The sequence below is a fragment of the Bifidobacterium sp. ESL0798 genome, from assembly GCF_029395415.1.
Classification (GTDB): Bacteria; Actinomycetota; Actinomycetes; order Actinomycetales; family Bifidobacteriaceae; genus Bifidobacterium.
Window position 1 is genome coordinate 1868435 of record NZ_CP113914.1, and the last position, 12557, is coordinate 1880991.

12 protein-coding genes and 1 tRNA gene are annotated in these 12557 nt (G+C 55.5%); 2 read left to right on the top strand and 11 right to left on the bottom strand.

Annotation, left to right across the window (positions count from 1 at the left end; translation table 11 throughout):
* Positions 1-126 precede the first annotated feature (126 nt).
* The 11 genes from OZX74_RS07700 to OZX74_RS07750 form a co-directional block, all read right to left on the bottom strand.
* The gene (locus tag OZX74_RS07700) at positions 127-603 is read right to left on the bottom strand and encodes a flavodoxin (protein ID WP_277156344.1); all 477 of its coding nucleotides are present in this window, start codon (positions 601-603) and stop codon (positions 127-129) included.
* A gap of 300 nt (positions 604-903) precedes the next feature.
* Positions 904-985: transfer RNA gene (locus OZX74_RS07705), tRNA-Leu, on the bottom strand.
* Positions 986-1155: 170 nt separating this feature from the next.
* Complete coding sequence (locus OZX74_RS07710; protein WP_277156345.1) at positions 1156-1761, bottom strand: GNAT family N-acetyltransferase; 606 nt, start codon at positions 1759-1761, stop codon at positions 1156-1158.
* Positions 1762-1864: 103 nt separating this feature from the next.
* A complete protein-coding gene (gene citG / locus OZX74_RS07715) occupies positions 1865-2728 on the bottom strand; it encodes a triphosphoribosyl-dephospho-CoA synthase CitG (protein ID WP_277156346.1) in 864 nt (287 codons plus the stop codon).
* 144 nt (positions 2729-2872) lie between these two features.
* A complete protein-coding gene (gene citX, locus OZX74_RS07720; RefSeq protein ID WP_348519547.1) occupies positions 2873-3628 on the bottom strand; it encodes a citrate lyase holo-[acyl-carrier protein] synthase in 756 nt (251 codons plus the stop codon).
* A 15-nt stretch (positions 3629-3643) separates the two neighbouring features.
* Entirely contained in the window at positions 3644-5158 is a 1515-nt protein-coding gene (gene citF, locus OZX74_RS07725; RefSeq protein ID WP_277156347.1) for a citrate lyase subunit alpha, read from the bottom strand.
* Between the two features lie 13 nt (positions 5159-5171).
* Complete coding sequence (gene citE, locus OZX74_RS07730) at positions 5172-6086, bottom strand: citrate (pro-3S)-lyase subunit beta (RefSeq protein WP_277156348.1); 915 nt, start codon at positions 6084-6086, stop codon at positions 5172-5174.
* 1 nt (position 6087) lies between these two features.
* Entirely contained in the window at positions 6088-6381 is a 294-nt protein-coding gene (gene citD, locus OZX74_RS07735) for a citrate lyase acyl carrier protein (RefSeq protein WP_277156349.1), read from the bottom strand.
* A gap of 16 nt (positions 6382-6397) precedes the next feature.
* Entirely contained in the window at positions 6398-7402 is a 1005-nt protein-coding gene (gene citC, locus OZX74_RS07740; protein ID WP_277156350.1) for a [citrate (pro-3S)-lyase] ligase, read from the bottom strand.
* Positions 7403-7450: 48 nt separating this feature from the next.
* The gene (locus tag OZX74_RS07745) at positions 7451-8842 is read right to left on the bottom strand and encodes a 2-hydroxycarboxylate transporter family protein (protein WP_277156351.1); all 1392 of its coding nucleotides are present in this window, start codon (positions 8840-8842) and stop codon (positions 7451-7453) included.
* Positions 8843-8844: 2 nt separating this feature from the next.
* Positions 8845-9990 carry a malic enzyme-like NAD(P)-binding protein gene (locus OZX74_RS07750; RefSeq protein WP_277156352.1) on the bottom strand — a complete coding sequence of 382 codons (1146 nt, stop codon included), beginning with the start codon at positions 9988-9990 and terminating at the stop codon, positions 8845-8847.
* A gap of 249 nt (positions 9991-10239) precedes the next feature.
* Here OZX74_RS07750 and OZX74_RS07755 point away from each other — a divergent pair, with 249 nt between their 5' ends.
* Both OZX74_RS07755 and OZX74_RS07760 read left to right on the top strand, forming a co-directional pair.
* Positions 10240-11184, top strand: coding sequence for a sugar-binding domain-containing protein (locus OZX74_RS07755; protein ID WP_277156353.1), 945 nt, complete (start codon positions 10240-10242; stop codon positions 11182-11184).
* Positions 11185-11403: 219 nt separating this feature from the next.
* Positions 11404-12405: an AEC family transporter gene (locus OZX74_RS07760; RefSeq protein ID WP_277156354.1), complete on the top strand. Its 1002-nt coding sequence runs from the start codon at positions 11404-11406 to the stop codon at positions 12403-12405.
* The last annotated feature ends 152 nt before the right edge of the window (positions 12406-12557 follow it).

Here is a 12557-nt window from a genome sequence, read left to right on the forward strand (position 1 = left end):
CGAGCACCACGTCAAGATCCTTGTCCAGCTTTAAACAGCCAAAAGAACTTCACAGTTTGCGCCAGAGGTCACATCGCCAACAAAAATAGGCCGTTACCTTCCGGTAGCGGCCCGTTTCATATTCGATTACAAATCAAGTTCCTTGACCCACTGGTCCAAGTCCTCAACACTTACATCCGCAGCGAAGCGACGACCGGTCTTCCATGTCGCCTTGGGCGCGCAACCATGCAGATGCTCTCCGTTTGCACCGTCAAGACTTCCGCCGGAAGTGGCGAACGTGATGACGGTCTTGCCCGAGAAATCCTGGCTTTCCAGGAACGTGCGCACAATCTGCGGCGCGACACCATACCAGATCGGATAACCGACGAACACCACGTCATAGCCGCTGACATCGATGGAAGCAGCCATCTTGGGGCGGGCATCGACGGCATGCTCGACGCTCGCCCGGCTTTTGTCGTCATCCGCGTTGAGGTCGGAGGCGATATAGGGCATCGACGGCCGGATCTCCTCAATATCGGCCTTGGCGACCTTCGCCAACTTCTGCGCCACAGCGCGCGTGTTTCCCGAAACAGAACAATACGTTACCAATACTTTGTCGGCCATGAAGCTCCCTTTCTCCCGATAATCATTGAGGATCCGAACTCAATGACACCAAAACACAGTGTAAACCGAATCAGGTAAAGAACGTAATCAAAATCACATATTATCAAACCACGATAATGGGGAATTCCGGTAATCAATAATTGAGTTCATGCTGAGTTATTTTTGAGTTCACAATGCCCTTATTTAGGGCAATTTAGCATGATTCGCAACGAAATCGACAACGATACCATATACCTTGAAACGTCAATCGGCAGTAAACCTGAACCTTTTTGACAACTCACCTTGAAAATACCTCAAAAGTGCGCGCAAAGGGACTCGAACCCTCACGAACAAAGTCACAGGAACCTAAATCCTGCGCGTCTACCAATTCCGCCATGCGCGCGTAACACCATTCAATTTACCAGACGTCCCGCACAATGCAGCTCTTGAAACACGAAAAAGCTGATTATGCTCGCATGTTCAATCGAACATGCGATGAAAATCAAGAAAATAGGGTCAAAAGCCTGATTTTGCTCGCATCTTCATGTACTGCTGTGTGAACTTGGAGTGCCGTCACAAATCGCGTGCCATCAGGTAGTCGGTCTGCTTGTCATCTCCCTGCCAGAACGCATGCTGGCCGACGCGCACAAAACCTTTGCCGGAGTAGAAGCGTTTCGCGGGCTCGTTGTGCTCCCACACGCCAAGCCACACCTTGTGCAGGTCGCGTTCGCGGGCCGTTTTCAACGCCAGATTCATCAGCCGGGTGCCAAACCCATGCCCTTTGAACCGTTTACTAATATATAGGCGCTGAATCTCCATCGTTCCTGCCCCCATATCCTCGACCTGCGCCTTGCCGAAATTCAGCTTCATATAGCCCGAAGGAATCTCGTCGGTCTTGGTCGAGTTGGAAGAATCTGAATCCGCGTGTTCCTCAGAGTCGCTATCAGGCTGTACCGAAATCAAGAGGAACACGGAATCCGGATTGCTCAGTTCGCCGTGCAAGACCGGCTCGGAATAGGACTCCTCGAGAAACTTGTTCATGTCTTCTTCGGAACTGGTGCCCGCGAACGTGTCGACATACGTCTCGACGCTCATACGATGCAGCAATGCAACATCTTCAGGGCCGCAGATCCTGATCGCGCCGTTCTCTCGTCGTTCATCCCTGCCATTCAAACTCATCACGCCTCTGCCCTCAAACGTTCGGTCAAGTCCTCATAAAATGCGGCATTCCTATCGAAGCCAAAGCCCAGCATACGCCATTGAACTCGCCCTGATGGGGCGTTCACGCATGGATGACACCTTCCAACAAGCCAAAGAAGATGGTTAGGATGAGCAAATCCGCACAGCCTCCCAAGCTCAGATTGCGCTCGACGCAGGCGTTGTTGAGCTCCAGCAGAAATTCCATCCCTTCGGCACTGCCTGCACCTCCCAGCTCGAAATACCGATTACACTGCGAGCGCATCCATTCCAAGACGTCGCGAGTTCCCGCGCGCTTGACGAGATTGGTGTCTTCAACATGGCCGGCCAAAGTCATCAACGTATCCAGCAATCGCACATTCAGCGGCCCCTCTGCATTGCGCAAAAACGGCAACGCAACTTCCATCACCGAAGGAAACCCCTGTTCGGCTTCGCCTCTGGCGCCCGTCGAACGGAAACGGAGATACTGACGTTCGCCGGCTGTCAGCTCGGCTTCGGCGCCTTCGGCTTCCACACGTCCCATATCGTGCTTCGTCAGCCCAGTCAGCATGCGCTTGACCAACCTACGAACGCCATCGGTGTCGTAATCGCGGGTCTTGCACCAATGCGCGGTGGCACCGACAGCGATGCCCAAGGAGAAAATGGCCCCCTTATGGGTGTTCACCCCATGCGTTGCGGCGAACATCGTCTGCTCCGCCTTGCGTCCGGCAGCACGAAGCTGGTTGAAGAGCCGGGGCATGTCGGTTCCCGCAAAATTCATGCCTAGACGGCTGGCCTCTTGGAGATACGGCTTCAGCGAGATAGCACTGTTGACAAAGGTAAAGGCATTCATGTCATGATGCGGACCGGAGTCGACCGGATCGACGAGTCCGGGCTTGGGCTGCACCATCACCTCATAGAGCAAAGCGGCTTGGGCCATGTCGGCCAACTGTTCCGGGTTATAACGCATCGCTGATTCCTACCAGATTAAAAGAATTTATATATTTAGAGGGCTTTTCACGGCTCATCAGTCTCTGTTTGCCGAATGCAGGTTGCCCGCAAAGACAAGAAGCAAAACGATCTCCTACTTGCATCTCACGATTTGCCGTCGTCATCAGATGCCTGCAGTATGCCCGCCATTGCCTGCAGAAGAGCAATACGCAAGATATTGACGTTCCACCGCCTCGGCCAATTCACGGGCTGTGTGAGTCTGGCTGCGAGCGCACTCCTTGGCCGGCTTTTCGCAGACCATGCAACGCCGGGCGGGCATTCCCAAATCGGTGCGCGAAAGCTGATGAGCACTATGTCGTCGCATGACATCAATGTCGAAAAGCCTTCCGAGCGTGAAATCGTCCTCAAAAGCTATGGCTACACGCTTGATCGACGTCCAGTCGCTTTTTTCGAAGGCCGCGAAAGCCTCGGGGCCTGTTGGTCTGTTCACATAGTAATGGAATTCCGCCGCGCACAGGCATTCGTCTTGCATACGCCGCCCAAGTTCAATCAATCCGACCCTGAAAATGGCCTGCAACGTGATATTGTTCTTGATGGCACCAGGTACATTGAGCTTTGCGGCGACGATGCAGCCATTCGCAAATGAATCCATCAACGTTTCCTGCAGATGTGCGCGCCATTCCCGGTTGTCAAGTATGGCGTCGAGTGGCTGCCGTTGACCATGATCCAATATCATCATCCCTGACCTTTCATACGCATTGACACGTATTCGTTTCACAACAGAAGGTATTACAACTTGGCATGGCGAATACATCCTGACTAAAACGAAATGGCCCCGTTCGTTTCCCGGTACATAAATACCAGAAAACGAGCGGGACGGTGGGCCGGCGAAGCCCCCAATTCTTCGCCGGCCCGCCATGGATTTTCCGACCGCTCAGTCCTGGACCTCACGGATCTGGTCGATGATCGTACCGTCGCGATACTCGACCAGCGCTACGGTACGGTCGGTGAACTTCAGCGGTTCAGGCGTGCCGAGCAGCTTTTGCGCACGCTCTTGAAGCTCCTGAATCGTATAGACCGGCAGTCCCGGGATGTCACTCAGCGACTCGACGAGATCCTTGCGCTTCGGATTAATGGCGATACCCACCTCGGTAACCAGTACGTCGACCGAATCGCCAGGCGTGACCACCGTCGTCACCTTAGGCACCACGGTGGCGATGCGACCGCGCACCAGCGGGGCCGAGATGATGGTGAGCTTGGCGGTTGCGGCATCCTGGTGTCCGCCGACCGCGCCACGAATCACGCCGTCGGAACCAGTCATGACATTGACGTTGAAATCGGTGTCGATTTCAAGCGCCGAAAGGATGGCGACATCAAGCTTGTCGACCATGGCACCCTTGTTGGCCGGGTCGGCGTACCAAGACGCGTCAATCTCCTGCTGGTTCTTGTTCAGGCGCATCGACGAGGCGGCTCCCTTGTCGAAGTCCTGCACGTCCATGATCTTGCCGACCAATCCCTCTTCAAGCAGATCGACGGTTGGCTTGGTGATGCCTCCCAAGGCGAACGAAGCCTTGATCTCGTTGTCGATCATCGACTGGCGAAGGAAGCGCGTAACCGCGAGCGCCGCACCGCCGGAACCGGTCTGGAAGGAGAATCCGTCCTTGAAGTAAGGAGAATTGACGATGACGTCATTGACGCTCTTCGCAATCTTCAGTTCCTTGGGGTCCTTGGTGAACCTGGTGGCGCCCGAACCGATCTTGTCCGGATCTCCAACCTCGTCGACCTTGACCACATAATCGACCTGGGTCTGCTTGATCGAGGCTGGGGTGTTCGGGTAGGGCTGGATATCATCGGTGACCAGCACGACGGTATCGGCATAAGCGGCATCCACAAGTGCATAGCCGAGGGAACCGAACGCCGACTTGCCTTCCATACCGTTGGCGTTGCCCATCACGTCTGAATTGGGCACACCCAGGAACGCGACGTCGATGTTGATGTCACCGTCTTCGATGGCGCGCGCACGGCCGCCATGCGAGCGGAAAATCACCGGGTTCTTCAGCAAACCGTGCGATACGGCATCTCCCAAGGAGCCGCGCATTCCCGAAGAGGTGATGTTGGTGACGACCCCTTTTTCGATGGCCTCGACCACGGTATCGTTCATGACACCGGTCAACGAGGAAGGCGCCAGCGTAAGGTCACGGTATCCCGCGTCGATGATGACACGCATGACCTTGTTAAACACATAATCGCCGCCGCGGAAATGATGGTGGAAGGAGATGGTCATGCCATCGCGCACCGTCTTCTTGACGACGTCCTCAAGCGAGTCCACCACTTTGCCCTTACCGGTGGAAGCGCGAACCTTGGGGGCCTTGCGCTGGATCACGGGATTGCCGAAATCCGTGGTTTCGAAAGGCTTGAAACCAAGCTCGTTCATAATATCGTCAGGCAACTGACGTCCTACTTTACTTTCCAAGATAATTCCCCTCCTCATCGATGACGTGGGCGGCCTTCGCCAGTTTCATGACATGTTCGGCCCTCAGCGCGACCGGCCTATCGACCATCTTGCCGTTCATGGAGATGACACCAGAGCCTTGCTCGCGAGCCTTCTTGATGGCGGCCATGACGCCTTGCGCGTTGACGATCTCCTTCTGCGTCGGAGTGAAGACCTCGTTGACCATCTCGATCTGGCGTGGGTTGATAAGCGACTTGCCGTCGAAACCAAGCTCATGGATCAAGCGCGTTTCACGGTAGAAGCCCTCGGGGTCGTTCATATTGGAGAACACCGTGTCGAACGCGGCGATTTTGGCTGCACGAGCAGCATGGACGACCATGTTGCGAGCGAAGAACAGCTCTTTGCCATCTGGATAACGATGGGTCTTCATATCGGTGGTGTAATCCTCGGCGGAAAGGGCGATGCCGATCATGCGGTCGGATGCCTTCGCGATTTCCTCAGCATGCAGCACGCCTTCCGCCGATTCGACGGCCGCCATCAGATTGGTGGAGCCGACGGGACGCCCGAACTCGCGCTCGGCCTCCTCGACCTTTTGTTCGAGACGCTGCATCATGGCCGCGGATTCGACCTTGGGCAGACGGATGACCTCGACGCCGGCCTTGACCATCGCCTTGATGTCGTTGTCATAGAACGGGGTATCGTCGCCATTGATCCGGACGACCATTTCGGTGTCGCCGTAGTCGATGTTCGTCAACGCCTCATACACCAAGTAGCGCGCCGCGTCCTTCTGGTCGAGCGAGACGCCGTCTTCCAGATCGAACATGATCGAGTCGGCGCCGTAGATGCCGGCGTCCTTGATCATGGCCGGATTGTTGCCGGGGACGAACATCATCGTCCGGCGTAGTCTTTCGGAATCTACTGCCATTTCAGAGTACCTCCCATTTGGGCTGATCGACAATATCGAGCGCCCGTTGCACGGCGGCCACGGTGCGTGCCTTGATGACGATATCGAGCGCTCCTTTGTCAACGGCCTTGACCTTGGCCGAAGTGATGCCGTAGTTGTTAAGAACTTGGGTGATCGAAGCCTTGATCTGATCGCCGAATTGCTTGATGACGTCGGAGGTCAGATCGATGTCGATTCCGTCACCTCCTGGCGCGAGCGTCACCTGGATGTCCGAGGACTCCAAGGTTCCCGCAGTCGCGGTATGTGTGATATCCATAAACTGCTGTTCCTTTCTAGATTCTCATCTGCAATTGAGCCAGATGATCTTGTATGAAAATTTTTGTGGTCGGAGGCACCAGGTCCTCGAGCCCGTCAACGTCCCCTTGGGCGATAAGCCTGCGGACACGTGAGGCGGATATAGGCTCCTGCCCGACCTGCCTACGTTCGATAACCGTGACTTTCGTACGTGGTTCCAACACATCCTTGAGCGCTTGGTTGTAGGCCTGCGTAGTGGACGAATATGGTTCCTGCCCCACGTACCGATGGGTGATGCCGAGGGCAGGAACGAACCAATCACGGAACAATGTCGCGTCCAATCTGGTCTGATAATCAATGACATCTTTGGACGAAGGAATGAAATAGGCAGGAAAAGCGGCGAACCCGATCAGGTAGTCGCCCCCGTCCACGACCGTGACGTTCTTCAAATCCGCCACCCCTTCGCGCACCAATCGCAAACGCTCATCGGTGGCGAACAAGGACCGGTTTTCGTGGACGACGAACACATAGACGTGCTCATTGTCATGCGCGGCTACCTCCACCAGTCTCCGATGCCCTAGGGTAAAGGGATTGGCGTTCATGACGATGGCCGCCGACGCCTGCCAGCCGCCCAAGTCACGAACATGTTCAAGGTAGGTGTCGATGCCGGGCATGCCGCTTTCCAGCAACCCGCCCCGCTCGACACGGGCGAGACAGGTAAAGCCGACATGCTCGAAACTGGCGATGTAACGAGGCTTGGTAAAAACGAAATAATGAGCGACTCCGCGATCGGCCAGCCTAGCGACGAGCTCACCGACGATGCGGTTGAACAACGCGCTGTGCTCGCTGTCATAATGCCGAACGGCAATGTATTTGAGGATCGGCCCTGCCAACGAGCCAGTGGCGACCAGTCGGTCGTCCTCGTCGAAGAGCCCTATGGTCTCTTCCAGAGGCTCGACCTCACTGGACCGGAATTCCTGGATTCCTTGCGATTCGAGGAATTCCTTCCACTGACGCATTGTCATCGGGTCTGATAAATACATGTCCCGCATCGTTGTCATCATCCGTCGTTCTCCAAACTCAGGCCAGATTCAGACCACGAGCCCCATGATGAAGATGGCGACCGTCACCGTCATCGCGCCGCCGAGACGGACCGCGACCTGGGCAAAGGGCATGAGTTCCATCCTGTCGCCGGCAGCGAGAATGGCCAGTGCACCAGTACCGCCCTGACCGGAGCAGCAAGACACCGCGATGGCGGTATCGACCGGATACAGACCAAGGACCTTCGCCGAAATGAAAGCCGTCGCCACAATGGCGAGCACGGTGACCAGGATGACAACCATGGAAGCCGGGGATTTGAACACCTCGATGAGCTTGTTCCAGTCCGTCTGAGCGACGCCTACGCCAAACAGCAACGGGGGCGTGATGCCCTTGACCACAAAAGTGTTGAGTGCGGCGCCGCCTTCGGCGATGTCCTTGGGGATATAGCCCAGCATCTTGGCGGCCATGAGCACGATCAGCACGATGATCGGGGACGGCAAGTTGAAGTGCAGGTAGGTCTTGATCACGTAGTTGAGCCACACCGCGAGGAAATAGAAGGCGATAGCCATGACCATGGCCATGAGCATCTTCTCGATGCTCACTTCGCCGCCCTTGGTCTTGAGGCTCTCGAGCTTGTCGCTTTCGTCGTCGATGAGCTTGCCGTTGCCGGTCAGTTCCGGCTTCTTCTCGCCAAGCTTGCGCATCGCGCCTGCACAGACGACCGCCACGAGGCTGCCGAGCATGACCGCGGGAAGAATCTGGCCGAAGATGTCGCCAGAGGTGGTGCCGCTCAGAATAGCGGCATAACCCATAGCCATGGGCATAGCGCCTTCGCCTACGCCGCCTGCCATAATCGGGGCGACGATGAAGAAGTACGCCTTGTAGGCCGAAAGCCCCAGCGCCATACCGACTCCGGTGCCCACCAAGGAACCGATGACGTCGCAGAGCAGCAGCACCACGATGATGCGGCTAGTGGCTTTCAAGAGCGTCTTGCGGTTCATGGAGGCGATCGAGCCGACAACCAGCAACGTGATGAAGAACATCAGGAAATTGTTGTTGTTCATGAAATCGGAGACCGTCTTGACGGTGCTGTCCGGAAGCCAATGCTTGAACACCAGGAAGGAGGGCAGGAAGGTGACTACTAGGACCTTGCCGCCCAGAGACTTGAGAATCGGGATGTTGTTGCCGATCTCCTCGAGCAGATAGGAGAAGACGACCATGACACCCAGGGAAATGAGCATATCATTCTTGGGCATGACGTTGGTGATGGCGAGCAGCACATAGCCCACGGCAAGCACCAGCCAGAGGCCGACAGGCATGAAGCCTATCTTGAGAGATTTGATCTTGGACCACAGACCGGAGCCCTTCGACGACTTGTTGTCGGACTCAGCGGATTTCTGCGCATCCTTGCTCGGATTGACGGAAGTTGGCGAATCTGTCATGTTCACTTCTCCTTGAACTCGGCGACGGCGCCTTCGACCGCCTTGACCACGCCTTCATCGAAAACGCCCGGAACCACCCTATCGGCGGTTGGATGATCGATAAGGGCTGCAAGCCGTTGCGCCACACGCAGCTGCAACGGCACGCTCACTTCATTGACCCCGTATTCGAGCAACCCCTTGAACAGACCGGGGAAAACGAGGATGTTATTGACCTGGTTGGCCCACTGGGACGAGCCCGTGGCCACGACCTTTGCGCCCGCTGCAAACGCCTCGTCGGGATCGATTTCGGGAACCGGATTCGCCAAGGCGAAAATAATCGGCGAATCGGCCATCTTTTGCACTTCAGCACCGTCGAGGACATGGTCGACGGAAACGCCGATGAACGCATCCGCACCGGCAATGACATCATTGAGGGTCTCGCCGGGCACCATATCCACATGGGAGGCCAGATCTCGCTGGTAACGGTTGTAAGAGGTGTCTCCGGGCGTGACCTCACCATGAATGTCGACAAGAGTCTGATGATGGATGCCCGCCGCCAGCAACAGCTTCGAAGTCGCTACACCTGCGGCGCCGACACCGTTGATGACCACACGAAGAGCCTGCAATGGCTTGCCTACGACCTTGGCCGCATTGATAAGTCCGGCCAGCACCACAATCGCCGTGCCTGTTTGATCGTCATGGTAAACGGGGATATCAAGCCTTTCGCGCAGCTTCTCCTCGATCTCGAAGACCTTCGGAGCGGCGATGTCCTCCAAATGGATACCGGCGAACGACTGCGAGAAATTGACGACGGTCTCCACGAACTCATCGGCGGAAACCTGTTCCAGCGTCATCGGGATGGCATCGACACCGGCAAGCTGCTTATAGAGCAGGGACTTGCCTTCAACGATGGGCAACCCACCTGCCGAACCGATGTTTCCCAGTCCCAGGACCGCCGAACCATCCGTCACAACCGCTACCAGCTTGCCGCTGACGGTATAGCGCTTCTTCGCTGAAGGATCCTTTTCGATGAGCTTTGCCAAACCTGCTACACCGGGGGTGTAGGCTTCGGACAGCTGGGCGCGACTGGTGACCGGCAATTCGCCGCACACCCCCAGCACACCGGTATGCCGTTCATGCAGCTCGAGCACACGCTTCTGATCTACCAATTTTCCGCTCCTCCCCGGCCATGTGGATCAGTTCTTTCTGACCGTCCGCATTGACCATTTCCGATGATTCTCATCGTCGAGTAAATAACGGTTTTAGGGTAACAAAAACTTAAAATTCAGCAAAACCATATTGGCGTTTTTTAAAAAATTAAAAAAATTATTTTACTTCTATTAACAGATGTAAACTGTATTTAAAATTTTTAAATCTGGAATGATTAATCAGTATCGACTTATGAATTGGAGACAGGGATGGTCACACAAGAATTACTCGCCAATCTGGCACAGGACTACTACCAGGCCAATATGAACCTTGCCGAGCTCTCTTCCAAATACCATCTCAGCCGATACCTGGTCAACAAATACCTCGATGAGGCGCGAGAAGACGGAATCGTAACGTTCACCATCCAGTCCCCCGATGTACGCAACCAGCAGCTCGAACGACAACTCGGCGAATATTTCGGCATCAAAAATCTCTATATCCTCAAGAACAGCGCCGACCCCAAACAGAACCTCGACAACATCAACCGGTTCGCCGCACGCAAGGTGGAGAGCTATATTCTGCAAAGCCATGTCATCGGCACTACGTGGGGATCGGTAATCTACAACATCATCAACGAATTCCACGGAGGCGTGCTCGAGAACTCGGTCTTCACGCAATTCATCGGCGAAAACATGAAATACCATTCAGAGGCGGGATCGATGCGCATGGTCGAACGCATCGCCGATCGGTTCTCCAGCGAATACATGACGCTCGCCGGCCCGCTTTACATCGTCAACGACGACACCCGCAAGGGCATGATGGAAGAAATCGCCGCCACCGCAACCCTCAAGATGGCGGCACGCATGGAGCTGATTTTCACCAGTCTGGGCACGCTGGACTCGATCAAATCAATCCCCACCTGGTCGAAAAACGTCGACAAGATCTTCCCGCAAGTCAATCTCGAACAAGTCGCAGGACTCGCCTACGGCCGCCCCTATGACATCTATGGCAACTTCCTCAACCAACACCATGACACCACATTCGGCCTCGACTTGAACACCATCCTGCAGACGCCTATCCGCTTCGTTGTGGTCAAAAGCACGTTCAAGACCAAGGCGCTGCTGGGCGCGTTGCGCGGCCATCTGTTCACCGATGTGGTCACCAATGAGATGGTGGCTCAACGCATTATCTTCGAACTGAGAAAAGGCAACTAGGGAAAACGGTCCGGTATCCAACACACGCCAATATTTTCAAGAAGGCAATCAACAGCTGATATGAAGGCACAAAACACATCCGACAAACACGAGCACTCATCTGACATCCGCACTGCTGACCTCTATCCGTCCGATGGCGACCGACGGTCTATGATATAAGCCAGAGGAAGGTAACCGTCTGGCAAGATCGCCACGTACAAAGAAGGAGAAGACGGATTCATGTCAGCACTCATTCAACCGGCGACACTGTTGCTCATCATCGCGCTTGGATACCTCTTCAAACGAAGCGGCATCTTAGGGGCGAAAGACTATCGCGTGGTGCAGGTGCTCGAATTCGATATCGTTCTGCCAGGTGTCATCATCTACTCCTTTGCCACCAATCCGCACAAACTCAACCTTCTGCTGCTTTCCGGCTTCTCGTTTTGTGCCGCGACGATTCCACCACTACTGATTTTCCTCACCACCCGCCACCGTCCGGTGTCCGACCGCGCGTTTCTGATGCTCAACGGCGGCGGATTCAACGTCGGCTGCTTCTGCTTCCCGATGGTTCAGGCGTTTCTTGGCCCGGGCGCGCTGATACCCGCCGCGATGTTCGACATCGGCAATGACATCATGGTCGCCGCCGGCACGAACGTGATGACGCAGAACCTGCTGCACATCGCCCCCGGCAAGACGCTGGCCGAACAGAACGCCGGCGACGCACCCGTACTGCCGCGCATCAAAGCCACCGACCGCGATGCCCGCAGATTGCAGCGCCGTGCGCTGATTCGCAACGTCATCAAAGGTTTCGTCTCCTCTCCGGCGTTCGACACCTATATTCTGATGCTGATCCTGATGCTTTTCGACTTCCATTTCCCGACGTGGATCGCCCAGGTTTCGCAACCGTTTTCAGCGGCCAACGCGTTCTGTTCGATGGTGATGGTCGGTATGCTCACCGATCTGCCCGCCTCGAAGCGCGACCTCAAATCCGTCGGCGAGGTCATGGCCTGGCGCCTGCCGTGTGCCATTATTTTCGCGTTGCTGGCCTGGTATATCCTGCCGTTCAGCCCGCTGATCCGCGAGACCGCCGCCATGTGCTGCCTCGCACCGACGGCCATTTTCTCGACGATGTTCACCGACAAGGTACTCGGCAACGCCAAGCTCGCCGGCTTCATCCTCTGCCTGACCGCAGTGGTCGGCACGATCATGATGAGCGTGGCACACCTGCTGATTCACATGTAAGTCGCGCCACTGCACAGCAGCCCGATTCAGTGAGAAAAGCACCAAAATTGGCCCACAAGAGTGCTTTTCGCCTCAGTAAGACCTCAATTCAGTGAGAAAAGCAACGACATAAGACCAAAATAGCGCTTTTTCACTGGTTTCATTTTGCCCAG

Excerpts from the sequence above, each read along its gene's own strand:
- citG (WP_277156346.1), bottom strand. The coding sequence starts at position 2,728 with ATGCGTTATAACCCGGAACAGTTGGCCGACATGGCCCAAGCCGCTTTG.
- OZX74_RS07700 (WP_277156344.1), bottom strand. The coding sequence starts at position 603 with ATGGCCGACAAAGTATTGGTAACGTATTGTTCTGTTTCGGGAAACACG.
- OZX74_RS07760 (WP_277156354.1), top strand. The coding sequence starts at position 11,404 with ATGTCAGCACTCATTCAACCGGCGACACTGTTGCTCATCATCGCGCTT.
- citC (WP_277156350.1), bottom strand. The coding sequence starts at position 7,402 with ATGTATTTATCAGACCCGATGACAATGCGTCAGTGGAAGGAATTCCTC.
- OZX74_RS07745 (WP_277156351.1), bottom strand. The coding sequence starts at position 8,842 with ATGACAGATTCGCCAACTTCCGTCAATCCGAGCAAGGATGCGCAGAAA.
- citD (WP_277156349.1), bottom strand. The coding sequence starts at position 6,381 with ATGGATATCACACATACCGCGACTGCGGGAACCTTGGAGTCCTCGGAC.
- OZX74_RS07755 (WP_277156353.1), top strand. The coding sequence starts at position 10,240 with ATGGTCACACAAGAATTACTCGCCAATCTGGCACAGGACTACTACCAG.
- citX (WP_348519547.1), bottom strand. The coding sequence starts at position 3,628 with ATGGCGGGCCGGCGAAGAATTGGGGGCTTCGCCGGCCCACCGTCCCGC.
- citE (WP_277156348.1), bottom strand. The coding sequence starts at position 6,086 with ATGGCAGTAGATTCCGAAAGACTACGCCGGACGATGATGTTCGTCCCC.
- OZX74_RS07710 (WP_277156345.1), bottom strand. The coding sequence starts at position 1,761 with ATGAGTTTGAATGGCAGGGATGAACGACGAGAGAACGGCGCGATCAGG.